The sequence below is a fragment of the Hymenobacter convexus genome (assembly GCF_030580955.1).
Classification (GTDB): Bacteria; Bacteroidota; Bacteroidia; order Cytophagales; family Hymenobacteraceae; genus Hymenobacter.
The window spans coordinates 149,616-170,999 of sequence record NZ_JAUQON010000010.1 but is presented as its reverse complement, the minus strand read 5'-3'; the positions used below and the strand labels follow the sequence as shown (position 1 = coordinate 170,999).

Genomic DNA, 21,384 nt, shown 5'->3' with positions numbered 1-21,384 from the left:
AACCGGTTTCGCACCGGTTGCAGGTGGTTTGTCTGTCATCCTGAGCGCAGCGAAGGACCTTACCAGCCCGAAACGGTTTATTCTGCCTTGGGAAAGTCCTTCGCTGCGCTCAGGATGACAGACAAATTCAGGCCAGCGGCCAAAGACTAAGCCGATGCCACTACCAACAGCTTCCGTAGCCGCGCCAGCGCCTCGCGCAGAGCCGCTTCCTCCACCGCATACGACAGCCGGACGAAGCCGGGCGCGCCGCAGGTGCTCCCATCCACCACTTCCACCCCGGCGGCGGCCAGCCGCTGCACCAGCTGCGCCGAAGCTTCAGCAGCCGGCAATTCGGGGGCAAGAAAGCGGGTAAAATCAGCGAATACGTAGTAAGTGCCTTCGGGCTCGGTGGTGGCGGGTGCGCCCGGTAGGGCGGCCAACGCTGCCAGCAGCCGCGCCCGATTGGGCGCCAGCTGCGCGCGCAGCCCGGCACTGATGGCATCGGCGTGGCGGGTGGCGGCCAGCGCGGCCAGCTGGGCCGGCACCGACACGGCCACGCCGGTGGCAAACAGCCGGGCGGCTACCGCCTGGGCCAGGGCCAGCGGCGCTACCAGGCAGCCCACGCCCCAGCCCGCCAGGGCCAGCGATTTCGAAAAGCCACTCACCACCACGTGCTGCTGCCCGGAGTCGGGCAGGGCCAGCAGGGTGGGCACCGGCGCCGGCCCGAAGCTGATGCCCTCGTAAATCTCGTCGCTGAGCACCCAGAGTTGCGGGAAGTCAGCCGTCACGGCCAGTAGGTCCGCCCATTCGGCCCGCGAATACACCCGCCCGGTAGGGTTGTTGGGGTTGCTGATGAGGAGCAGCCGGGTGGCCGGCGTGAGGGCCGCCCGCAGGGCTTCGGGCGTGAGGGCGTAGTTGTCGGCCGCGGCCAGCGGCAGGGGGCGCAGCACCCCGCCGGCCCGCCGCACCAGCTCGAAAAACCCGAACCAGTTGGGCGTGGGCAGCAGCACCTCATCGCCGGGCGCCAGCATTTCGCTGAGCAAAGCAAAAAGACCGGTTTTGGCCCCGTTGGTTACTACCACCTGGTCGGCGCTGGTGCTGGCGGCGCCGCGCTGGCGGTAGCGTTGGGCCAGAGCCTCGCGCAGCTCGGGCAGGCCGGCGGCGGGGCTCACGGGTAGCGGTGCATTGCGCTGGCGGGCAGTGGCCAGCGCCTGGGCGGCAGCGGCTAACGCCACTTCGGGCACTGCGAAATTTCCGTAGCCGGAGGCCAGGGTGATGGGAGTCATTGTTGGAGTTAAGCTTAGGAGTGAAGGGGTAAGATGTCTGTCATCCTGAGCGCAGCGAAGGACCTTCTCACGTTAGTTAGAGCGTTTATAAAATTATTTACTGCCAGTCGTTCCTCTGTGAGAAGGTCCTTCGCTGCGCTCAGAATGACAGACATCTTAACCCTTCGCTCCTACTCTTTCCGGGCCGCCAGCACCACATCGGCAAAATCGCCGGCCGCATCGGTGAAGACCCGCACCACCCGCAAGCCCACTTCGGCCGCCAGGGCTTCAATTTGAGGCAGGGTGAATTTGAAGGAATTTTCGGTGTGAATGACTTCCCAGGCGGCAAAATCGACGGTTTCTTCCAGCGCCGCGATGTGTACCGCCTGGGCGCGGGTGCTCACCAGAAACGAGCGCACGGCCCCGCTCAGGGGGCTATAGTCGGTGTAGTGCTGCCAGTGGGCCAGGTCGAAATCGGCGCCCAGTTCGCGGTTGAGGCGGGTAAGCAGGTTCAGGTTGAAGGCGGCCGTGATGCCCTGCGCGTCGTCGTAGGCGGCCCGGATGCGGCGCGGGTCCTTCTGCAGGTCGAAGCCGATGAGCAGGCGGTCGGCCGGGCCCAGTGGGGCAGCCAGCTGGCGCAGGAAATCAAGCCGCTCGGCCGGCCCGAAATTGCCAATATTGGAGCCCAGAAACAGCACGGCCTTGCTGCCCGGCCAAGTGCGCAACTGCGTGAGGGCCGTGGCGTAAGCTTCCACCACCGGCGCCACGCGCAGGGCGGGCAGCTCCTGGCGCAGCATGTCCACCAGGCCCGTCATGGCGCCGGCCGAAATATCCACCGGCGCGTAGGTAAAGTCGGTTTCGGTGCGCAGGAGCTCGCGCAGCAGCAGCTTGGTTTTGGCGCCGTCGCCCGCGCCCAGCTCCACCAGCGAAAAGCCCGCGCTGCCCGCCGGGCTCAGCGCCGCCGCCAGCGCCGCGCCGTGTTCCCGAAAGATAGCAAACTCGGCCCGCGTGGGGTAATACTCCGGCAAATCCATGATTTGCTGGAACAGCCGGCTGCCCGCGTCGTCATAGAAATACATCGACGACAGCGCCTTGGGCGTTTTGCGCAGGCCCTCGGCCACGTGCTGCGCCAGCTCGGTTGTGGCGGGGTTCGAAACAGAAGATTGGGGCATGCGGGAAAGGGAAGAAATTCGGGTTGCGGAGCCCGTCATGCAGAGCGCAGCGAAGCATGACGGGCTATTTACTTATTTATAACTACGCCTGCCCCGACCGCGCCAGCCGGATGCCGGTGAACTGCCAGCGCTTGTCGGCGTGGAAAAAGTTGCGGTAGCTCACGCGGATGTGGCTTTCGGGCGTGGCGCAGGAGCCGCCGCGCAGCACCAGCTGGTTCACCATGAACTTACCGTTGTACTCGCCCAGCGCCCCGGCGGCGCGAGCGTAGCCGGGGTAGGCGTGGTAGGCCGAATAGGTCCACTCCCAGCAGTCGCCCAGCAGCTGGTGGCACTGCGTGGGGTCGGCGTCGGCGGGCAGCGGCTGGGGGTCGAAGCGCTGGCTTTCCAGCCAGGTGCCGCCGTCGGGCGTGGCGCCGAAGTGACGGGCGGCGGTTTCCCATTCGGCCTCGGTGGGCAGGCGGGCGCCGGCCCAGTTGGCGTAGGCATCGGCCTCGTAAAAGCTGATGTGCGTGACGGGTGCCGCCAGTGCCACCGGCTGCAGGCCGTGGTGCGTGAAGCGGTACCAGGCGCCGTCGCGCCGCGTCCAGTACAGCGGCGCTTCCCAGCCTTCGGCCTGGGCCAGGTCCCAGCCCTCGCCCATCCAGTAGCGGAAATCACGGTAGCCGCCGGCCTCGATGAAGGCCAAGTAGTCGGCATTGGTCACGAGCCGGTTCTGCAGTTCAAACGGGGCCACCAGCACATCATGCGCCGCCAGCTCATTATCGAAGCAAAACCCTTCTTCCTGAAAGCCAATTGTGTAAATTCCACCCGGCACGGGCAGCCAGGAGGCTTCCGGTGCATGACGAGTTGAACCGGAACTGTCTGCCGAATCAAGTTCTGCTTCTTTCAGATAAGCCGGAGCCAGCGGGCTAGTGCTGAGGATGTATTTGATGTCGGTGGCCAGCAGTTCCTGGTGCTGCTGCTCGTGCTGCAGGCCCAGCTCCACCAGCTCGTACACGGCGGGCGGCAGGTCGTCGTGGGCGAGCAGGGTAGTCATGGCCTCATCTACGTGGGCGCGGTAGGCCAGCACGTCGGCCAGGGGCGGGCGCGAGAGCGTGCCGCGGTCGGCCCGGTTCACGCGCGAACCCAGCGAATTGTAGTAGGAGTTGAACAGAAAGGCGTATTCCGGGTGGAAAAGCGGGTAGCCGGGCGCGTATTCTTTCAGCAGGAAGGTTTCCCAGAACCAGGTGGTGTGGGCCAGGTGCCACTTGGGCGGGCTCACGTCGATGACAGGCTGCACCACAGTGTCCTCAGGCAGCAGCGGGGCGCACAGGGCTTGGCTCTGGGCGCGCACGGCAAGGTAGCGGGCCGGCCAGGGCAAGACGGCCGCGCGGGGCGCAGCCAGGGAAGCAGAAGCTTGGGACATAGTAGCAGCACGAACAATGGCCACCAAGGCCATTCAGAGCACTAACCGGATTAGCACGCCCGAGGTTACGGCCCCGCCCGAATATCCCGCAATAGCTACCAACAAGCTACAGATTTTGCTCAGAAATCCCATAATCACGCAAAACCCGACAATAAGTACGTAGAAGCTCCTCCGTACAAAGTGGTATTTATGCCTAAAATCCTTACTAATCACAACATAACGGCCAAATTAGGGTACGACTACAGCCTGCAACCCTTACCATTGCATATCATTTAACCCCTTTCCAATAGCACCATGGCAACTTCATCCATCGCATCCACTGCGGCTGCTACCGCCGCCAAAGCCGCCACCCGCCCCGCTAACCGCGTGGGCACCAAGAGCCGCCGCGGCTTCGCCGCCATGAGCCCGGAGACCCAGCGCCGTATAGCCAGTGAGGGCGGCAAAGCCTCGCACGCTAGCGGCCGGGGCCACCGTTTTTCGGCCGAAGAAGCCCGCGACGCCGGCCGCAAAGGTGGCCTGGTGAGCCGCCGTGGCAAGACGACCAACAGCAGCAAGTAAAGCCTGCCCGCGAAGCGAAGACAGAGCAGGCCGCGCATCTTTGCGGCATGCTTCGTCTTCGCTATTCGCAGCGCGTGCTGCGCTTCAACTTTCCGGCCCGCACCTCGCGCGGGGCCCTGGCCGAGCACGTGGCCTGGTACCTGCACCTCTCCAACGACACTGCGCCCCACCTCGTGGGGCTGGGCGAGGCTGCCCCCCTGGCCGGCCTCAGCCCCGATTACGGCCCCGATTTCGAGGCGGCCGTTGCCCAGCTTTGCGAGCGGTTCAATGCCGGAGCACTGGCCACCTTCGCGGCGGCCGATGCGCCGGCATTCGTGGGTCCGGGCCTGCCGTCGCTCACCTTCGCCCTCGAAACCGCGGCCCTGGACCTGGCTCGCGGCGGCCGACGCCAGCTCTACGCCAATGCATTCAGCCAAGGCACAGCTGCGCTGCCCATCAACGGGCTGGTGTGGATGGGCGACGCGCCTTTTATGCGCGAGCAGATTCGGCAAAAGCTGGCGGCCGGGTATTCGTGCCTGAAGCTGAAAATCGGCAGCCTTGATTTCAATACCGAATTGGAGCTGCTGACCGAAATCCGGGCCGTGGCCGGCCCCGAGCGCCTTGTGCTGCGCGTGGATGCCAACGGCGCCTTCGCCCCGGCCGACGCGCCGGCCCGGCTGGCGCAACTGGCCGAGTTTGCCATTCATTCCATCGAGCAGCCCATTGCCGCCGGCCAGCCCGCCGCCCTGGCGGCGCTGTGCCGCACCTCGCCCCTGCCCATTGCCCTCGACGAGGAGCTGATTGGGGTGAGCGAGCCGGCCCGGCAAGCCGCGCTGCTCGACGAAATCCGGCCCGCCTACATCGTGCTCAAGCCCACGCTGCTGGGCGGGCACGCCGCCACCCGCCGCTGGATTGCGCTGGCCGAGGCGCGCGGCATCGGCTGGTGGATTACCTCGGCCCTGGAATCGAACGTGGGCCTCAACGCCGTGGCCCAACTCACGGGCGAGTACGACGTGCAGGCCTTCGCGCAGGGCCTGGGCACGGGCCAGCTTTACCATAACAACGTGGCGGCGCCGCTGCACATTGGCGGTGGCGCCCTGCGCTACGACCCGCTGGGAACCTGGGAACTACCGGCCTGAAGCCGGGTGAATGCAAAAGGCGCGGCTAATTCGCTTAATTTACCGCCCCACTCACGCTTTCTGCACAATGTTCCTTCCGCGCTTTGTCTGGTTGGCCATTTTCCTGTCCTGGGGCGGGGAAATGCACCAGGCAGCGCGCGCACAGGTGGCGCCGGCCGGGGCACCGTTCGGATTTAGCAACGCCCGGCGCCACCGTGCCCGGGTGCCGATACAGATGCAGCGCAACCTGGTGGTGGTCAGCTGCATGCTGAATGGCTACGGGCCCTTTAATTTTTTGCTCGATACCGGCGTCAGCACCTCCATCATCACCTCCACGGCCCTGGCCGACTCGCTGAACCTGCACCACGGCGAGCGGTTTCGGGTGGTGGGCGCGGGCGGCACCGACACCGGCCTGCTGGCCTACCAAACCAGCGGCGTGCGCTTCTCGCTGGGCGGCGTGGAAGCGAAAAATCTCAGCCCGCTGGTGCTGGAGAAGGACGCGCTCAACCTGTCGGGCTACGTGGGCGTGCCCATCTACGGCATTTTGGGGTCGGAGCTGTTTCGCAGCTTTGTGGTGGCGCTACGGCCCGAGGAGTCGTTCATGGTGCTCACCGACCCGGCCACTTTTCAGGCGCCGCGGGGCCGGAGCTGGTCAAGCCTGCCTATTTCGCTGGAAAAAGGCAAGGCCTACTTCAACGCCCCGGTGCAGCTCAACGACTCGCTCACCCTCACCCTGAAGCTGGTGCTCGACACGGGCGCCAGCCACGCCCTCTCGCTCGAAACCGACTCCGACCCGCGCCTGGTGGGCCCCGCCCGCCGCCTGCCCGCCGAGCTGGGCCAGGGCCTCACGGGCACGGTGCGCGGCTACCTGGGCCGGGTGGCGGCGCTGCACCTGGGCCGCTACAAGCTCCGCTCAGTCCTGACCTCCTTCCCCGACGCGGCCGACGTGTACCGCCGCGTGGATGTGCCCCGCAACGGCAACGTGGGCTACGAGCTGCTCAAGCGCTTTTCGCTGATAGTGGACTACCCGCACGAGCGCCTGCTGCTGCGGCCCAACCTGCGCCTGTCCGAACCCTTCGAGCACGACATGTGCGGCCTCGACCTGCTGGCCACCGGCCCCGACTACCGCCGCTACCTGGTGCTGAGCGTGGTGCCCGACTCGCCGGCCTACCGCGCGGGCGTGGAGCGCGACGAGGAAGTTGTCAGCATCAATTTTTTGCCGGCCAACGTTTTCACCCTTACCCAGCTCAGCCGCCTGCTGCGCACCGAGGATGGGCGACTGGTGTTCATGGTGTTGCGCCGGCCCAATGGCGACCTGCACACGGTGTCGATGCACCTGAAGCGCCAAATCTGAGCTGCCGCTGGCGCCCGCGGCCGTACCTTCGCGGCCGTTCCCGCTAACTTTTTTTGCTGCTTATGACTGCTCGACTTCTGCTTCAACTCGCCGCTGTGTTTGGCGGCCTGGGCGTGGCCATCGGGGCCTTCGGGGCCCACGCCCTGCACGACTCGCTGGTGAAAGCCGGCCGCCTCGACACCTTCGAAACGGCCGTGCGCTACCAGTTTTTCCATGTGCTGGCGCTGCTGGCCGTGGGCGCGCTCTGGGCCGCCCGCCCCGAGCTGCGCGGCCTGGGCACCACCGGCTGGCTGTGGCTGGGCGGCATTGTGGTGTTCAGCGGTTCGCTCTACGGCATCTGCTTCACGGGCATCACCAAGTTGGGCGCGGTGGCGCCGCTGGGCGGCCTGCTCTTCCTGGCCGGCTGGGTCAGCCTGATACTGGCCGTGCGCGAGCTGTAGGCCCCCTAAACGGCATGTCTCGGCAAGCCCGACATTACGTTCAGCGCTTCTCAACATCATTCAACGCAAACCTTAAGCATAAAAAAGGGCAGCCCGCTTACGCAGGCTGCCTTTTTCATCTACAAAAGCTGAAGCTTACTTCAATTTGGTTTTCATTTTGGCGTCGCCAACTTTCTCTTTGGTCTTTTTGCCGTCCATTTTCACCTTGGCATCGCCGGCGGTGGTGGTGGCGGTCATGGCGGGGGCGGCGTTGGCCGTGGCCGAAGCCTCTTTCACTTCGCCTACCAGCGACACGGTGGTGCTGCCAGCGGCGGCGTTCGACTCAATGGTCAGCACTTTGTTCTGCATGCCCATTTTGCCGGCCGAGTTGAAGTGGGCGGCGATGGTACCCGATTTGCCGGGCATCACGGGCTCTTTCGTCCACTCGGGGGTGGTGCAGCCGCAGCTCACGCCGATGTTCGAAATCACGAGGGGCGCGGTGCCGGTGTTCTTGAATTTGAAGGTGTGGTCGACGGTGCCGCCCTGCACCACGGAACCGAAGTCATACTTCGACTCTTCGAACGTGATGGCGGGGCCGGCCGTAGCGGCGGCTTTGGTGGCCGTAGTAGCAGTCTGAGCCTGCGCGGTGTAAGCAGCGGCGGTCAGGCTCAGGGCGAGGAGCAAGGTTTTTTTCATAAAATTCGAAGAGGGAAAACGTTGATGAGCGTTGGGTTTTAACAAATTTAGTGCTTTCGGACGCACTCACAAATTTCCGACCAAACTAGCCAGCCGAACCTGAATAAACAGTGAAGCCTGCTAAACCAAGCCGCCGGACTTAAAATTCCACCCGCCGAGGCCGTTTTAGTCCTCCTCCACCGGGTCGCTAATCAGCTTCTGCTGAAAATTGAGCAGAAACAGCCGCTCCGAGGCCCGCGTAATGGCCGTGTAGAGCCAGCGCGCAAACTCGCCCGCCAACGGCTCGTCCGGCTTCAAAAAACCGTGGTCGACGAATACAGCCTGCCACTGCCCGCCCTGCGCCTTGTGGCAGGTGAGGGCGTAGGCAAATTTGATTTGCAGGGCGTTGAGGTACGGGTCTTTGCGCATTTCCTTATAGCGCTCGGCCTTGGTTTTGAGGTGGGCGTAATCTTCGCTCACGGCCAGATACAGGGCATTGTTGCGGTCCGAAGGCAGGGCCGGGCTCTCGGTGTGCAGCGTGTCGAGCAGCAGCTTCACCTCGATTTCGGGCTCGTCGGGGTAGTCCACCAGCCGCACCAAGGCCTGCGCAAAGTGGAAGCCGTACACCTCTTCGCGCCGGATAACCTTACGGATTTCGAGAAAGTCGCCGTTGGCTAGAAAGCCGATTTCCGACTCTTTCGGCAGCCAGAAATAGTTGTTGCGCACCACCATCAGGTAGTCGCCGCCCTCAATCTCCTCCTCGGCATCGAACAAAGCGCGCCGAATGAGCTGATTGTATTGGTTGGCGTTGCGGTTGGAGCGGCAGATGATGGTGGTGTTTTCGTGCCCGAAATTGCGGTAAGCCCAGCGCAGGCCGTCCTCCAGCTTGTCGCCGCCCATCTTGAAGATGTCGCGGAAGCCCTTGGTGTGCAGCTGAATATTGGGCGCTTCCTCGCGCAGCTCCTCCCGCAGCTCCGTGGCATTCACCAGTATGCCCGACTGCTGGGCCTGGCGCATCACCTGGCGCAGCTCCACGCTGCCCACCGTGGCCCGGAAGCGGTGCGCCAGCAGCTCCGGGTCGAGGGCCGGGCTCAGGAGCTGGCCCACCGGCGGCAGCTGCGCCGTGTCGCCGATGAGCAGCAGCTTGTTGCTGGTTTTCTCGAACACGAAGCCCATCAAATCGTCGAGCAAACCATTCTCGCCAAAGGCTTTCTCGTCCGAAATCATCGAGGCTTCGTCCACAATGTAGAGCGTTTGCTCCACGCGGTTGGGCTGGCGCTGAAAGTTGAGCCGCTCAGAGGGCGCGCCGGAGGTCTGGCGGTATATTTTCTTGTGAATAGTGCTGGCCGGCACGCCGGCGTATCCCGCCATCACCTTGGCGGCGCGGCCGGTGGGCGCCATCAGCGTGTACTTGCGCTGCAGCTTGTGCAGCCACTGCACCAGGGCGCTCACCACGGTGGTTTTGCCGGTGCCGGCGTAGCCGCGCAGCACAAAAATCTTGCGCCCCGGCAGCTGGTCCTTCAGAAAAGCATCGAGCTGCGTGAACAGCAGGGCCTGGTCCTCGGTAGGTTCGTAGGGGAAATAGTCGCGGACGGAGGGAGTGCGGAGGGTGAGCATTTATTAATTTTTAAACTCAGTCAATAACGCCCACTTCTTTCACCTGGCAGGCAGCATTAAATACAATCTGATAACTATTCGAAGTGCCCGGCTGGTGGGTGTAATGAAAAATGTTGTCTTGCCCAATTGAGTACCGGCTGACAGGCAATCCCATAATTTGATTAACCCGCACAGAATCCATTCCAATTTTTATCTTCCTGATATTCTCCGCGTTTCGCCTTGCTAATCTGGCGCTAGCACTAAAGTGCGCATCGTAATTCGCATACAAGATTAGAAACAGGAAAATGGCGATACATGTCCAAGCCATCGTGGCGACAACCTTGAAAATACTCATCGCGCCAACGCTTACGTGGGTTCAATCACCGCCATGGTGGCGCTGGCTTTGGCAATGAGCAGGTCGTCGCACCACACCTCGGCTTCGCAGAAGTGCAGGCGGCGCCCGGCTTTCAACACCCAGCCGATGGCTTTAATTTTCTGGCCAACGCCGGGGTGCAGGTAAGAGATTTTCAAATCGGAAGTCACCACGCCAAAGTTGTCGGGCACGAGCGTAACAGCGGCAAAACCCGCCACCAAATCGGCCAGCGTGGCAATGAGGCCGCCGTGGGCGAAGCCGCGCTGCTGTAAATGCTGCTCGGCTAGGTCCAACGCGGCCTCAACGCGGCCGGGCAGGATAGTAGTAAGGTCGGCTCCAATGAGGTGCATGAAGCGCTGCCCGGTAAGCTTGCGGCGGATGCGGGCTTCAAGGTCGGGATTCGCGGCGGTGGCGGCCGTCGTTTCAGAAGAGTTGGTGGACACAGAAATCGGTTATGTTTGCTTGCAAATGACAGCCGGTGCAGATATGCATTGGGATTTGTACCCCGTTGTACTTTTCGGCTGGCCTTAGAACCATTGAGTACTCGAAACCTGCATTTGCAGGCTACAGCGCCCCTTTGTAGTTTGGTCGGTCAAAGGTACTGGCTGGCGACGGGCCCGGAACTGCTGTCACTGCTTTTCCCCATCGCAAACTCTATGGAACAGATTCCGGCAATGCAATTTCTGGTGGCGGGCGCCTTGGGGCTGGGGCTGGCGGCCTGCAGCGGGTTCCGGGTGTTTGTGCCCCTGCTGGCGGCCAGCCTGAGCTACCATTTTGGCTACCTGACGCCGGCGGCAGGCTTCGTGTGGCTGGGCAGTTGGGCGGCGCTGCTCACGCTGGCCACGGCCACGCTGGTCGAAATCGCGGGCTACTACATTCCCGTCGTCGACCATGTGCTCGACACGCTCACCACGCCCGCCTCGTTTGTGGCTGGCACCATCCTCATGACGTCGGCCCTCCCCCACCTCGACCCCACCCTGCGCTGGACGCTGGGCATTTTGGTGGGAGGTGGCACTGCTGGCCTCGTGCAAACGGCCACGGCCCTGCTGCGGGGTGCCTCCACGGCCACCACCGCCGGCCTGGCCAACCCCGTGCTGGCCACGGCCGAAAACACGCTGGCTATTGGCGGCGTGGCGCTCACGCTGCTGCTGCCGCTGGTGGCGGCGGGGCTGGTCATATTGCTACTGGTGTTTGTGCTGAGCCGGGTGCGGCGCTGGCGGGCGCGGCGGCGCGGCACGGCCCCTACCAAAGGTTGAGTTTTTCTTTTCCCGCGCTGGCTCAAAACAAAGCCCGTCGCTCTGCGTTTGCCTTGCACGTTCTGCTGCTCTTTGCTTGAAAACAACCTTTGTCCCGCTCACATGACCAATTCCAATATCCCTGATTCTGAGGCCTTGCTGGCCGCGTATTCGGGCAAAGTGCGGGTGCGCATCGGCGGGGTGCTCTTGCGCGACGGCGCGTTGCTGCTGGCCGCCCACCGGGGCCTGCTGCCGGCAGACGCGCCGTTCTGGTCGCCGCCCGGGGGCGGGTGGCAGTTTGGCGAAAGCATTCGGGCCGCCCTGGTTCGGGAGTTTCGAGAAGAAACCGGCCTGCAGGTGCAGGTTGGCCGCTTCCTGCACCTGCACGAATTCCGCACCGACAAGCTGCAGGCACTGGAGCTGTTCTTTGAAGTCATCGCCGATGACGTCAGCCAGCCCCAGCTCGGCCACGACCCCGAACACGCGTCCGACCAGCAGCTTCTCACCGAACTGGCCTGGCTCACCCCGCGCCAACTTCAGCAGCTGCCGCCTGCCCAGGTGCACCCGGTACTGCAGCATCTGCTCAGCCCCGATGATGTATTCGTGCCGCAGGTGCACTTTGTGAAGTGAGCAGTGAGCAGTGAGCAAAAAGAACGTCATGTCGAGCTTGCCGAGACATCTCGCGTGCCACCACTAACTCATCTAATAGGATTACTTGAGCACGTAAGATGTCTCGGCAAGCTCGACATGACGACCTCCGCACTCCTCATTAAGCTGAGTGAAGCGTTATCTTCGGGCCTATTCGTTTCGAATTCGTGTCCGCTTCCTCTGCTTCTGCTTCCGCTGTTCCCGCCGCCAACGCGCAGTTGCGCCTACGGGATGAGACTTTCGACCCCACCAACCCCGGGGCGTACAACCTCTACCTGCTGGCCAGCCCCACCCGCCTGCAGCTTGCGGCCGCCGACGTTGAGCGCAACAAGTTTGTGGCGTTAGAAGAGCATCCCCTGCCCTCGGGTAATCTGCCGGCGTTGGCGGCTCAGCACGATTTCCTGGGCTTGCGGGGCTGGAATGCCGTGCGTCTGGCCGTCACGGGCCGGGCCTTCACGTTGCTGCCGGCGCCCCTATTCCGGGCCGGCGACGAGGAAGCCGCGCTGCGCCTGCACCACCTGCCCATGCCCGCCGAAACCGTGCGCCACACGGCCCACCCGGGCCTGGAGCTGGTGAACGTGTTTGCCGCCGACGTCACCCTGGCAAATTGGCTGAGCGCCACGCACGGCGCCAGCGGCCGCCTGCTGCACCACACCAGTGCCCTGCTGGCCGGGCTGGTGCACCAGCGCGGGGCCGCCGCGCCGCGCCGCCTCTACCTCAATCCCGGCCCGCAGGAGCTGACGCTGGTGGTGCTGGGCCAGCACCTGGAATATTGCAACGTTTTTCCCTGCTCCACGGCCGAGGATGTGGTGTACTACACCATCCTCGTGATGCAGGAGCTGGGCCTCAACCCCGACGACGACGAAGTGACGGTGTGGGGTGAGCTCATGCCCGATTCGGCCATTTTCAGCCTGCTGCGCACCTATGTGCGCAACGTGCGCTTCGGGGTTCGGCCCGGCAACGTGCAGTATAGCTACCGCCTCAACGACGTGTTCGAGTACCGGTATTTCGACTTATTCAGCCTGCATTTCGCGTAGGCTGACTTTTGGATTCTGAACGTCATGCTGGGCGCAGCCGAAGCATCTCTACCGCGTAGGTAATCAAATCAACTAAGTTTAGTATTGCATTAGAGATGCTTCGGCTGCGCTCAGCATGACGGGCATGACGCCTTTTACCCCTCTTCCATGTCCCGCATTGCCCTTTTTCCTGGTTCGTTCGACCCTTTCACTAACGGGCACCTCGACATTGTGCGGCGCGGCGTAGTGCTTTTTGACGAGGTCATCGTGGCCATCGGTACCAACAGCAGCAAACAGCGCTATCTGCCCATCGAACAAATGGTGGCCTTGCTGGCGGAAGTGTTTCGGAACGAGCCGCGGGTGTCGGTGCGCACCTTCAAGGGGCTCACGGCGGAATTTGCCCGCGAAGTGGGCGCCCGTTTCCTGCTGCGCGGCCTGCGCAACAGCCCCGATTTTGAGTATGAAAAGCCCATTGCCTATGGCAATCAGCACGTCAACCCCGGCCTGGAAACGGTGTTTTTGCTCACCTCGCCGGCACTGGGCGCCATCAGCAGCACCATCATCCGCGACATTCACCGCTACGGCGGCAACGTCGATGCCTTTCTGCCTTACCCGCTGCCTCCGCTGGCGTCCTGAGCCAATAGCCGACGCTTACTGATTGAGGGCCGTGGTGAGCACCCGCAAGCCCATGAGCTCGGTGGGCTGGTGCGCCCGAAACACGGGCAGCACCAGGTAGCGGTCGGCACCCAGTTGCAGGTTGGCCCGGCTCATGAGCTCGTTTTCGTTATTGCCCAGCAGCAGCAGGTCGTTCACACGGCGGGTTTTGTAGTCGTAGGCCACCACCAGCGCCACCCCGCTACGCCGAAACAGGGCCATCGAATCGAGGGGCGCATTGTGCTGCGGCATTGGGGCCACCGTGGGGTCGGAAAAGCCTGCGGGCAGGGGCTGCGATGGCCCCACCCGCTGGCTCATTTCGTCGAATGACAGGTTGAGCAGCGACGGCACATCCACGCCGGCCGTGGGGCGGCCGGCCGGCCTGGTGCGCGCGGTGGTGTGCTCGCGCACCTGCTCATGCGCGCCCGAACACGCGCTCAGGCCCAGCGCCGTCACTGTCACTACTACTCCTGCCCAAATCGGTCGCATAGACCGCAATATAACGCTATTTATTTGCCGGCGGTGGGCGTTTCTTTGGCGGGCTTGCCGGCCATTTCGCTCAGGTAGTGGCGCACTACCAGGGCAATAGAGGCGTAAGAATCTTCTAACTTGGCCAGCGCTTCCTGCGGCGACATCCAGCGCACCTCCTCGATGTACTCCTCCGTCTGGGGCTTCATGAGGCTGTCATCGAGGCACTTCATTAGAAACCAGCTGGTTTTCTTCAGCATTTTGTTGCCCTTGTAGGCGTAGCTGTGCCAGGTGCTGGGCAGCTTCTCGCCGAGTTCGAGCTTGATGTTGGTTTCTTCCTCCACCTCGCGCAGGGCGCCCGCGGCCTGGTCCTCGTCGCTCTTGAGCTTGCCCTTGGGCAGGTCCCATTTGCCGAGGCGGTAAATCATGAGCACCTGGTCGCCCTTCACCACCAGTCCGCCGCCGGCTTTGGCGATTTTGAACTGGTCTTTGAGGTGCAGAATGAGGTGCTTTTTCTTTTTGACCAGCATGGTCAACGACTTCAGCTTTTTGAGCTTTTTCACTTCCATGAGGCGCAGCAGGCGGTCGATGAACAGCGGGCCGGCGTCCTTCACCAGCACGTCGCCAACCAGGTCCTTGGACGTGAAGTCGTCGTCGGGGCTCAGAATGAGGTCGAACTTGTGCTTGTACACTTTTTCGCTGAGTTTTTTGATAACCAGCGGGATGTCGTTGATGAAAATATTCATCGGAAAAAGCGGCTTGGGGAAACGATAACGGGCAACGGGGGCCGCCGAAATCAAGAAAAAATGGAGAAAATGCTTTGGGCAGCGGCCGCAAGATACGGGGCCGGGCCGATTTGCCGGGCGGCCGCATCTTTGCGCCATGACACACATCGGCCTGCTTTCCGACACCCACGGCTACCTCGACGACCGAATTGCGCATCATCTGCGCGGCTGCGACGAAATCTGGCACGCCGGCGATTTCGGCGATGCCCGCGTGGTGGACGAACTGCAGGCCTTGGCGCCGCGCTTTCGGGGCGTGTACGGCAATATCGACGGCACGGACGTGCGGCGCACCCAGCCATTGGCGCAATCCTTTGAGGTTGAAGGGCTTCGCGTGCTTATGACGCACATTGGCGGCTACCCCGGACACTACGCGCCGGCCGCCCGCCCCCTGCTGGCCGAGGCGCGGCCGGGCCTGTTCATTACGGGGCATTCGCATATTTTGCGGGTGATGCCGGACAAGAAGCTGGGCCTGCTCCACCTCAACCCCGGCGCGGCCGGGCGGCACGGCTTCCATCAGGTGCGCACGCTGCTGCGCTTCGGCATCGAGGCCGGCAAGGTGGTGGATTTGCAGGCCGTGGAGCTAGGCAAGCGGGCCGGCTGAGGCAGGTGGACGTGGGCGCCGGTCATTGCGAGGCCGCAGGCCGTGGCAATGACCGATGGCCCACCGACGCCAAAACCAACAAGCCCCGCCGCCTGTGGAACAGGCAACGGGGCTCGTGGAAACCGAAAGCTGCCGGCCCAAGGCCGCAACAATCAATTACAGGGCGATTTCGGGCTTGGGGTGCTCGCCTTCCTGGCCGTCTTCGTTGACGGGCTTGGTTACGGCATCAGCATCTTCGAAGCTGGCGGCGTTTTCGGCCTTCTCTTCGGAACCCGAAACGGCTTCCTTCACGCTGTCAACGGCGTCGGCCACCACTTCTTTGGCTTTCTCTACTACCGAGCTGTGGGCTACGGCGTCGGCCACTTCTTTCACTTTGTCAACCGCTTTGCTGGCGGTTTCTTTCACGGCAGCCACAGCACCGGTCACGCCCGTAGCGGGGAAGCGCGACTTCAGCTCTTCGATGTCCACGTTCTTGAGAACGGGCGTGCGGAGCAATTCCTTGATGATGTGCTGCTTGTTGTTGGCACGGGCAATGTTCTTGCGGTGCTTGCGCTTGAGGCGGGTAACGGTCATGGTGCCGGAATGATTAGAGTCTAGGGCTTACGAAACGGAGGGCAAAAGTAGCGCTTTCATTTCAAAAGTGCAAGCCCACGAGGCATTTTGCTGAATGACTGTGCTTTTGGCGCCGGGCGGCAGCGGCGTCGTTTCAGGGGCTACTTTTGTTGCAGAACGGCCCGGGGCCGGGCCGCGGTGCGGTGCCGGGCCTCGTTTTCCGTCTTCTTTTCCTTCGAAAACTCGTTTACTGCCCTGCTTGCCATGACGACCGAAAACCCCACGCAACCCGTTGTCGACCTGCGTTCCGATACCGTGACCAAGCCCTCGCCGGCTATGCTGGCGGCCATGGTGGCCGCCCCGGTGGGCGACGATGTGTACGAAGAAGACCCTACCGTGCGCCGCTTGGAAGAGATGGCCGCCGCCCGCTTCGGCCTCGAAGCCGGCCTGTTTTGCCCCTCGGGCACCATGACCAACCAGATTGCCATCAAAGCCCACACCGAACCGCTGAGCGAGGTCATTTGCGAGCAAACGGCCCACGTGTATTTGTGGGAAGTGGGCGGCATTGCCTTTCACTCCGGCGCGAGCGTGGCGCTACTGCCGGGCCAGCGGGGCCGCCTCACTGCCGCGCAGGTGGAGGCCGCCATCCGGCCCGAAAACGTGCACTACCCCACCACGCGGCTGGTGTGCCTCGAAAACACCCACAACCGCGGCGGCGGCAGCTGCTACGCGCTGGAAGACTTGCAGGCCATCAGCGACGTGGCGCAGCGGCACGGCATTGCACGCCACCTGGACGGGGCGCGCATTTTCAACGCGCTGGTGGCCACGGGGCAGCATAGCGAGGACTACGGGCAGTATTTCGACTCGATTTCGGTGTGTTTGAGCAAGGGGTTGGGCACGCCGGTGGGCTCGGTGCTGCTGGGTTCGGCGGCGTTTATCAAGAAGTGCAAGCGCATTCGGAAAGTGATGGGCGGGGGCTGGCGGCAGGCCGGTTTCTTGGCCGCGGCGGGCATTTATGCCTTGGAAAACAACGTGGAGCGCTTGGCCGACGACCACCGCCGCGCCACCCGCCTGGCCGACGCTCTGCGCGCGCAGCCCTACGTGGCCGAGGTGCTGAACCCGGAAACCAACCTCGTCATTTTCCGGCTAGCTGACACGCAGCCGGCCGCCGAATTCCTGGCCACGCTGGAACGGCAGGGCATTCGGGCCAGCAGCTTCGGGCCGCAGTGGATACGCTTCGTGACGCACCTGGACGTGGACGATGCTGGCGTAGCGCGCGTGGAAGCGGCACTTTCGTCAATGAGTGAATGAACAATCCGGCCTGTCATCCTCCATCTCGCGTCCGCGCAGCGAAGGACCTTCTCACGTCAGAACAATCCGTTCAAGCGTGAGAAGGTCCTTTACTGCGCGTACTGCGCGGACGCGAGATGGAGGATGACAGGCCGGATTGTCTTCACCAATTCAACCTCATTCACCCATTGCCCATGGAACTCTACAATGCGCTGGCCTTGCTGCTGGTCACGGCAGCCGTTTTTGCCTACCTCAACCACCGCTTTTTGCGGATGCCGCCCGCCATTGGGCTGATGGTGCTGGGGCTGGCGGCGTCGTTGGGGCTGGTGGGGCTGGCGCAATTCAACGTGCGGCCGGTGCTGGAGCTGGCGGCGCTAGTCAACAAGCTTGATTTCAGCACCATTGTAATGCAGGTGATGCTGGGCTTCCTACTGTTTGCGGGCGCCATTCACGTGGATGCCCGGCGCCTGGGCCGGCTGCGGCTGCCGGTGGGTGTGCTGGCGCTGGTGGGCACGCCCATCAGTGCGGCGCTGGTGGCGGGGTGCATGTATGGGCTGCTGCCGGTGTTGGGGCTGCCCACGCCCTTTATTTACTGCCTGCTGTTTGGAGCCTTGATTTCGCCCACCGACCCCATTGCGGTGCTCAGCATTCTGACCAAAGCCAACATTTCCAAATCGTTGGAAACCAAAGTTATTGGCGAGTCGCTTTTCAACGACGGGGTGGGCGTGGTGCTGTTTGTGGTGACGCTGGAAGTGGCCCTGATGGGCCCGAAGGACTTCACCCTGACGCATGCGCTCAGCGTTTTTGCCCGCGAAACCCTGGGCGGCCTGGCCCTAGGCACCGCGCTGGGGCTGGGCACGGCCTGGCTGCTGCGCACCATCGACAACTACCAGGTGGAGGTGCTGCTGACGCTGGCCGTGGTGGCGGGCGGCACGGCGCTGGCCACCCGCCTGCACACCTCGGGGCCGCTGGCCATGGTGATGGCGGGCTTGCTGGTGGGCCATTTCAGCCGCAGCGGGGGCACGCTCTCGCACGAGTCGCAGGACTACGTGGATAAGTTTTGGGAGCTGATGGACGAGGTATTGAACGCCCTGCTTTTCGTGCTGATGGGCCTGGAAGTGCTGGTGCTGCACCTGCCCGGGCGCACGGTGCTGACGGGCTGCGCGGCCATTGGGGTGGTGCTGGCGGCGCGGCTGGTTTCGGTGTGGCTGCCCATGGTGTTTCTGCGCCTGCTGCCCTCTTTCCGGCCTTCCGACCACGGCGTGGCCGTGCTCACCTGGGGCGGGCTGCGGGGCGGGCTGTCGGTGGCGCTGGCCCTGAGCCTGCCGGCCAGCATGCCCCGCGAGCTGCTGGTGGGCATCACCTACGTGGTGGTGGTTTTTTCGATTGTGGGCCAGGGACTCACCATCGGGCCGCTGGTGCGTTGGCTGGGCGTGGGTCAGCCGGCCCCGGAGCCCCAGCATTAAGCCAGGCGATGCGGGACCCTTCGCCCTTTTTTTAACGTTAGCCAGGGCATGAATCTGTTTATCATCGGCGACGTGCACGGCTGCTTCCATACGTTTCAGGAATTGCTGAAGCGCTGGGACCCGGCCACCGACCAACTCATCCAGGTAGGCGACCTGGTGGACCGCGGCGCCCACTCGCCGGCCACCGTGGAGCTGGCCCGGGAGTTGAACGAAAAATACCCCGACACGACGACCTTCCTCATGGGCAACCACGAGGATGCCATGCTGCACCACTACGCCCCCCACGGCCCCTACCCCGGCTGGCTGAAATGGGGCGGCCGCAGCACCACCGACCAATACCGCGCCCGGCCCGACCTGCTGGCCCGGCACCTGCCCTGGCTGCAACAGCGGCCCCTGCTCTGGCAAAACGAGCACGTGTTGGTGAGCCACGCTGGCATCAGCCCGTCCGAATTCGCCTACGACCCCGACAGCTCCGACGGGCTGCTGTGGGCGCGCGGCCCGCTGCGGCGCCTCGACCAGCTGCAGGTAGTGGGCCACACGCCGCTGGAAAAGGCCGAGCCGGTGTTCGACAAGGCCTCCAATACTTTGTACATCGATACGGGCGCGGTGTTTGGGGGCAACCTCACGGGCGTGCGCCTCTCCCCCACCGGCGCCGTGCTGGACATTGTTTTGATTCCGGTTTTCCCGCAGGATTTGCTGGAAATGCCCCGGGCCATCTATCGTAATATTTATTAATATGCTCAACCAAGCCGCCATCACACACCTGAGCGCCGCCGACCCGCTGTTGGCCGGCGTCATTGCCAAGGGCCGCGACATTCCCCCCCGGCCCCACGAAGACCTGTACCTGGCGCTGCTGCGCGCTATCGTGAGCCAGCAGATTTCGACCAAAGCGGCGGCCGCCATCTGGAAGCGGTTTCAGTCGCTTTTCCCGCCGGAGGGCTACCCCGAGCCGCGCGAAGTGCTGGCCCTGACCGAAGACGAGCTGCGCGCCGTGGGCCTTTCGCGCCAGAAGGCCGGCTACCTCAAGGCCATTGCTGAATACAACGAGCGGGGCCTGCTCGACTACGAGCACCTCACCAGCCTTTCGGAAGAGGCTTTCACCCAGCACCTCACCGCCATCAAGGGCGTGGGCCGCTGGACGGCCCAGATGCTGCAAATGTTTGCCCTCGACCAGCCCGACGTATTTTCGGAAGGCGACCTGGGCGTGCAAAACGCCATGCGCCGCCTCTACGGGCTGGAGGAAACCGGCCGGGCGCTGCAAAAGCGCATGCTCGTTATTGCGGAGGCTTGGCGGCCCTACCGCACGCTGGCCTGCAAGTATTTGTGGCAGAGCTTGGATGAGGGCACCCAGATTCCACCAACGGTGTAGATTGTGGTGAGTGGGCGGGTTAAAAAGCCCGTCATGCTGAGCGCAGCCGAAGCATCTCTACCGTTTAAGTAATTATTTACACTTGCGGTAGAGATGCTTCGGCTGCGCTCAGCATGACGTTCTTCATTGGCCCACTACCCTGCTAACCCCAGCACTTTCTCGCCCATTTTAAAAACCTCCTCCTTCACGAACAGCTCGCCTTCTTGGCGCAGAATGGCGAGGTTGTCGATGATGATTTTGAGGTTGTAGGTTTCCTGGTTGAGATAGGCGAGGACGGGGCCGAGCAGGTCGGCGGAAGTGTCGTGCAGGGCCAGCGAGATGTGCGGCAGCCAGCAGTCGGGCCCGCTGAATTTGTCGGTGCGCAGGCACAGCGGGGCCGTGGCTTGCAGAATACGCTGGTGCAGGGCATTGAGCGCATCGGAGCGCAGCACGGGGATGTAGATAACCGGCCGCTCGCCCGGAAACACGCCCAAGCCGGTGGTGAAAGCCGGAAACGGCGCGGTGCGGGCCGCCACATCGGCCAGCACTTCTTTCAGCGATTGCAGTTTCTTCACGCCGGCCAGCTGGTAGGTCAGGTGCGGGTCGAGGGTGGCCTGCACGTCGTCGAGGCCGAATTTTTCTTCTAGGCTTTTGATGATGTTGTTGATGCGCAGCGTGTGCGGCGGGCTAAGCAGGGAAGTAATGGCGAGCATGGGGCTGGCGGGTTCGTTTTCGGCGTCGGGATAGGGCGGGTTGGCGGGTTTGTGGCGGAGCAGCGCGGGGTAGACGGGTGCCGGGTGCGCGTGCTCGGCGCGCAGCTTGCCGTGGGGGTTTAGCGTCATGAAGTGGGTTTTTGGGCCATTTGCTGGTTGAACTGCGCGCTCTGGCCCCGTGGAATACTGAGCGACGGGAAGGCGTCGCCCCGCAGGTGTTTGGCCAGCTGTACGAGCTGGCCGCTGTGATAGGCGTAATGGGCCACCTGCCGCTGCACGGCGGCCAGCACCGTGTGCGCCTCGCCCCGAATGGTGACGGTGGCCAGCAGGTCGGCGGGCTGCAGCTCATCCAGTAGCTCAAACAGCACCCGCCAGGCGGCTTTCCACTCCTCCTTTAACGGGGCGATGGCCGCCTCAGACGCCGGCTCCTCGAACTCCTGGTCGCGCCGGCGGGTGGGTTTTTCGCCGTCGGAAGTCAGGAAATGGGTGAAGCGGGAGCGCAGGTTGCCGGCCATGTGCTGCACGATGACGGCGGCGCTGTTGGCGCCCGGCGCCGGCTGGTGCAGCCACTCGGCGTCGCTGAGTTGGGCCAGGGCGCAGTCGGCCAGGCTTTTATATTGCTGGAAGCTGTGGCGAAACGAGGCCAGCAGCGCGGCGCCCACGGCGTCGGGAGCAGAGGAAGTAGGCATAACCCAAATGTACGGGCCGCCGCCAA

Annotated in this window: 24 protein-coding genes; 13 read left to right on the top strand and 11 right to left on the bottom strand. The window is 63.4% G+C overall.

Translation table 11 applies throughout. From position 1 onward, the window contains the following. Positions 1 to 146 precede the first annotated feature (146 nt). From Q4S41_RS19910 to egtB, 3 genes are all read right to left on the bottom strand, one after another. Positions 147 to 1,265, bottom strand: coding sequence for a pyridoxal phosphate-dependent aminotransferase (locus Q4S41_RS19910; RefSeq protein WP_305032887.1), 1,119 nt, complete (start codon positions 1,263 to 1,265; stop codon positions 147 to 149). A 170-nt stretch (positions 1,266 to 1,435) separates the two neighbouring features. Then, complete coding sequence (gene egtD, locus Q4S41_RS19905) at positions 1,436 to 2,416, bottom strand: L-histidine N(alpha)-methyltransferase (RefSeq protein WP_305032886.1); 981 nt, start codon at positions 2,414 to 2,416, stop codon at positions 1,436 to 1,438. Between the two features lie 82 nt (positions 2,417 to 2,498). After that, the gene (gene egtB / locus Q4S41_RS19900) at positions 2,499 to 3,821 is read right to left on the bottom strand and encodes an ergothioneine biosynthesis protein EgtB (protein ID WP_305032885.1); all 1,323 of its coding nucleotides are present in this window, start codon (positions 3,819 to 3,821) and stop codon (positions 2,499 to 2,501) included. A gap of 294 nt (positions 3,822 to 4,115) precedes the next feature. On the opposite strand from egtB, the gene Q4S41_RS19895 reads away from it, so the two are divergent. The 4 genes from Q4S41_RS19895 to Q4S41_RS19880 all read left to right on the top strand — a co-directional run bounded on the left by Q4S41_RS19895 (position 4,116) and on the right by Q4S41_RS19880 (position 7,270). After that, on the top strand, positions 4,116 to 4,379 hold the full coding sequence (locus Q4S41_RS19895) for a KGG domain-containing protein (RefSeq protein ID WP_305032884.1): 264 nt from the start codon (positions 4,116 to 4,118) through the stop codon (positions 4,377 to 4,379). A 47-nt stretch (positions 4,380 to 4,426) separates the two neighbouring features. Continuing rightward, on the top strand, positions 4,427 to 5,497 hold the full coding sequence (locus Q4S41_RS19890) for an o-succinylbenzoate synthase (RefSeq protein ID WP_305032883.1): 1,071 nt from the start codon (positions 4,427 to 4,429) through the stop codon (positions 5,495 to 5,497). A gap of 67 nt (positions 5,498 to 5,564) precedes the next feature. Continuing rightward, positions 5,565 to 6,830: an aspartyl protease family protein gene (locus Q4S41_RS19885; protein ID WP_305032882.1), complete on the top strand. Its 1,266-nt coding sequence runs from the start codon at positions 5,565 to 5,567 to the stop codon at positions 6,828 to 6,830. 62 nt (positions 6,831 to 6,892) lie between these two features. Beyond that, positions 6,893 to 7,270 (top strand): DUF423 domain-containing protein, encoded by a 378-nt coding sequence (locus Q4S41_RS19880; protein WP_305032881.1) that lies wholly within the window; start codon positions 6,893 to 6,895, stop codon positions 7,268 to 7,270. Positions 7,271 to 7,405: 135 nt separating this feature from the next. Here the strand turns inward: Q4S41_RS19880 and Q4S41_RS19875 are convergent, their stop codons facing one another. The 3 genes from Q4S41_RS19875 to Q4S41_RS19865 all read right to left on the bottom strand — a co-directional run bounded on the left by Q4S41_RS19875 (position 7,406) and on the right by Q4S41_RS19865 (position 10,336). Further along, positions 7,406 to 7,945 carry a DUF1573 domain-containing protein gene (locus Q4S41_RS19875; protein ID WP_305032880.1) on the bottom strand — a complete coding sequence of 180 codons (540 nt, stop codon included), beginning with the start codon at positions 7,943 to 7,945 and terminating at the stop codon, positions 7,406 to 7,408. 165 nt (positions 7,946 to 8,110) lie between these two features. After that, complete coding sequence (locus Q4S41_RS19870; RefSeq protein ID WP_305032879.1) at positions 8,111 to 9,541, bottom strand: ATP-dependent DNA helicase; 1,431 nt, start codon at positions 9,539 to 9,541, stop codon at positions 8,111 to 8,113. A 345-nt stretch (positions 9,542 to 9,886) separates the two neighbouring features. After that, positions 9,887 to 10,336 (bottom strand): PaaI family thioesterase, encoded by a 450-nt coding sequence (locus Q4S41_RS19865; protein ID WP_305032878.1) that lies wholly within the window; start codon positions 10,334 to 10,336, stop codon positions 9,887 to 9,889. Positions 10,337 to 10,549: 213 nt separating this feature from the next. Between Q4S41_RS19865 and Q4S41_RS19860 the strand changes: the two genes are divergently transcribed. The 4 genes from Q4S41_RS19860 to coaD all read left to right on the top strand — a co-directional run bounded on the left by Q4S41_RS19860 (position 10,550) and on the right by coaD (position 13,428). Then, positions 10,550 to 11,149, top strand: coding sequence for a DUF4126 domain-containing protein (locus Q4S41_RS19860; protein ID WP_305032877.1), 600 nt, complete (start codon positions 10,550 to 10,552; stop codon positions 11,147 to 11,149). 102 nt (positions 11,150 to 11,251) lie between these two features. Beyond that, the gene (locus Q4S41_RS19855) at positions 11,252 to 11,758 is read left to right on the top strand and encodes an NUDIX domain-containing protein (protein ID WP_305032876.1); all 507 of its coding nucleotides are present in this window, start codon (positions 11,252 to 11,254) and stop codon (positions 11,756 to 11,758) included. A gap of 185 nt (positions 11,759 to 11,943) precedes the next feature. After that, positions 11,944 to 12,813, top strand: coding sequence for a DUF3822 family protein (locus Q4S41_RS19850; RefSeq protein ID WP_305032875.1), 870 nt, complete (start codon positions 11,944 to 11,946; stop codon positions 12,811 to 12,813). 147 nt (positions 12,814 to 12,960) lie between these two features. Continuing rightward, positions 12,961 to 13,428: a pantetheine-phosphate adenylyltransferase gene (gene coaD / locus Q4S41_RS19845; protein WP_305032874.1), complete on the top strand. Its 468-nt coding sequence runs from the start codon at positions 12,961 to 12,963 to the stop codon at positions 13,426 to 13,428. A 15-nt stretch (positions 13,429 to 13,443) separates the two neighbouring features. Here the strand turns inward: coaD and Q4S41_RS19840 are convergent, their stop codons facing one another. Together Q4S41_RS19840 and Q4S41_RS19835 are read right to left on the bottom strand one after the other, a co-directional pair. Next, positions 13,444 to 13,935, bottom strand: a complete 492-nt coding sequence (locus tag Q4S41_RS19840; RefSeq protein ID WP_305032873.1) for a hypothetical protein — start codon at positions 13,933 to 13,935, stop codon at positions 13,444 to 13,446. Positions 13,936 to 13,955: 20 nt separating this feature from the next. Next, the gene (locus Q4S41_RS19835; protein WP_305032872.1) at positions 13,956 to 14,660 is read right to left on the bottom strand and encodes an NUDIX hydrolase; all 705 of its coding nucleotides are present in this window, start codon (positions 14,658 to 14,660) and stop codon (positions 13,956 to 13,958) included. A gap of 136 nt (positions 14,661 to 14,796) precedes the next feature. On the opposite strand from Q4S41_RS19835, the gene Q4S41_RS19830 reads away from it, so the two are divergent. Next, entirely contained in the window at positions 14,797 to 15,300 is a 504-nt protein-coding gene (locus tag Q4S41_RS19830) for a metallophosphoesterase family protein (protein WP_305032871.1), read from the top strand. A gap of 156 nt (positions 15,301 to 15,456) precedes the next feature. Here the strand turns inward: Q4S41_RS19830 and Q4S41_RS19825 are convergent, their stop codons facing one another. Then, positions 15,457 to 15,873, bottom strand: coding sequence for a hypothetical protein (locus Q4S41_RS19825; RefSeq protein ID WP_305032905.1), 417 nt, complete (start codon positions 15,871 to 15,873; stop codon positions 15,457 to 15,459). A 243-nt stretch (positions 15,874 to 16,116) separates the two neighbouring features. On the opposite strand from Q4S41_RS19825, the gene Q4S41_RS19820 reads away from it, so the two are divergent. The 4 genes from Q4S41_RS19820 to Q4S41_RS19805 all read left to right on the top strand — a co-directional run bounded on the left by Q4S41_RS19820 (position 16,117) and on the right by Q4S41_RS19805 (position 19,977). Further along, positions 16,117 to 17,163 (top strand): threonine aldolase family protein, encoded by a 1,047-nt coding sequence (locus Q4S41_RS19820; RefSeq protein WP_305032870.1) that lies wholly within the window; start codon positions 16,117 to 16,119, stop codon positions 17,161 to 17,163. Between the two features lie 173 nt (positions 17,164 to 17,336). Continuing rightward, complete coding sequence (locus Q4S41_RS19815) at positions 17,337 to 18,608, top strand: cation:proton antiporter (protein ID WP_305032869.1); 1,272 nt, start codon at positions 17,337 to 17,339, stop codon at positions 18,606 to 18,608. A 48-nt stretch (positions 18,609 to 18,656) separates the two neighbouring features. Beyond that, positions 18,657 to 19,343: a metallophosphoesterase family protein gene (locus Q4S41_RS19810; RefSeq protein ID WP_305032868.1), complete on the top strand. Its 687-nt coding sequence runs from the start codon at positions 18,657 to 18,659 to the stop codon at positions 19,341 to 19,343. 1 nt (position 19,344) lies between these two features. Further along, positions 19,345 to 19,977 (top strand): DNA-3-methyladenine glycosylase family protein, encoded by a 633-nt coding sequence (locus Q4S41_RS19805; protein ID WP_305032867.1) that lies wholly within the window; start codon positions 19,345 to 19,347, stop codon positions 19,975 to 19,977. A 134-nt stretch (positions 19,978 to 20,111) separates the two neighbouring features. Here Q4S41_RS19805 and Q4S41_RS19800 read toward each other — a convergent pair whose 3' ends face one another. Then, complete coding sequence (locus tag Q4S41_RS19800; protein ID WP_305032866.1) at positions 20,112 to 20,798, bottom strand: 2'-5' RNA ligase family protein; 687 nt, start codon at positions 20,796 to 20,798, stop codon at positions 20,112 to 20,114. Then, complete coding sequence (locus Q4S41_RS19795) at positions 20,795 to 21,358, bottom strand: DUF1572 family protein (RefSeq protein ID WP_305032865.1); 564 nt, start codon at positions 21,356 to 21,358, stop codon at positions 20,795 to 20,797. Before Q4S41_RS19795 ends, Q4S41_RS19800 begins: the two co-directional genes overlap by 4 nt. Between the last annotated feature and the right edge of the window lie 26 nt (positions 21,359 to 21,384).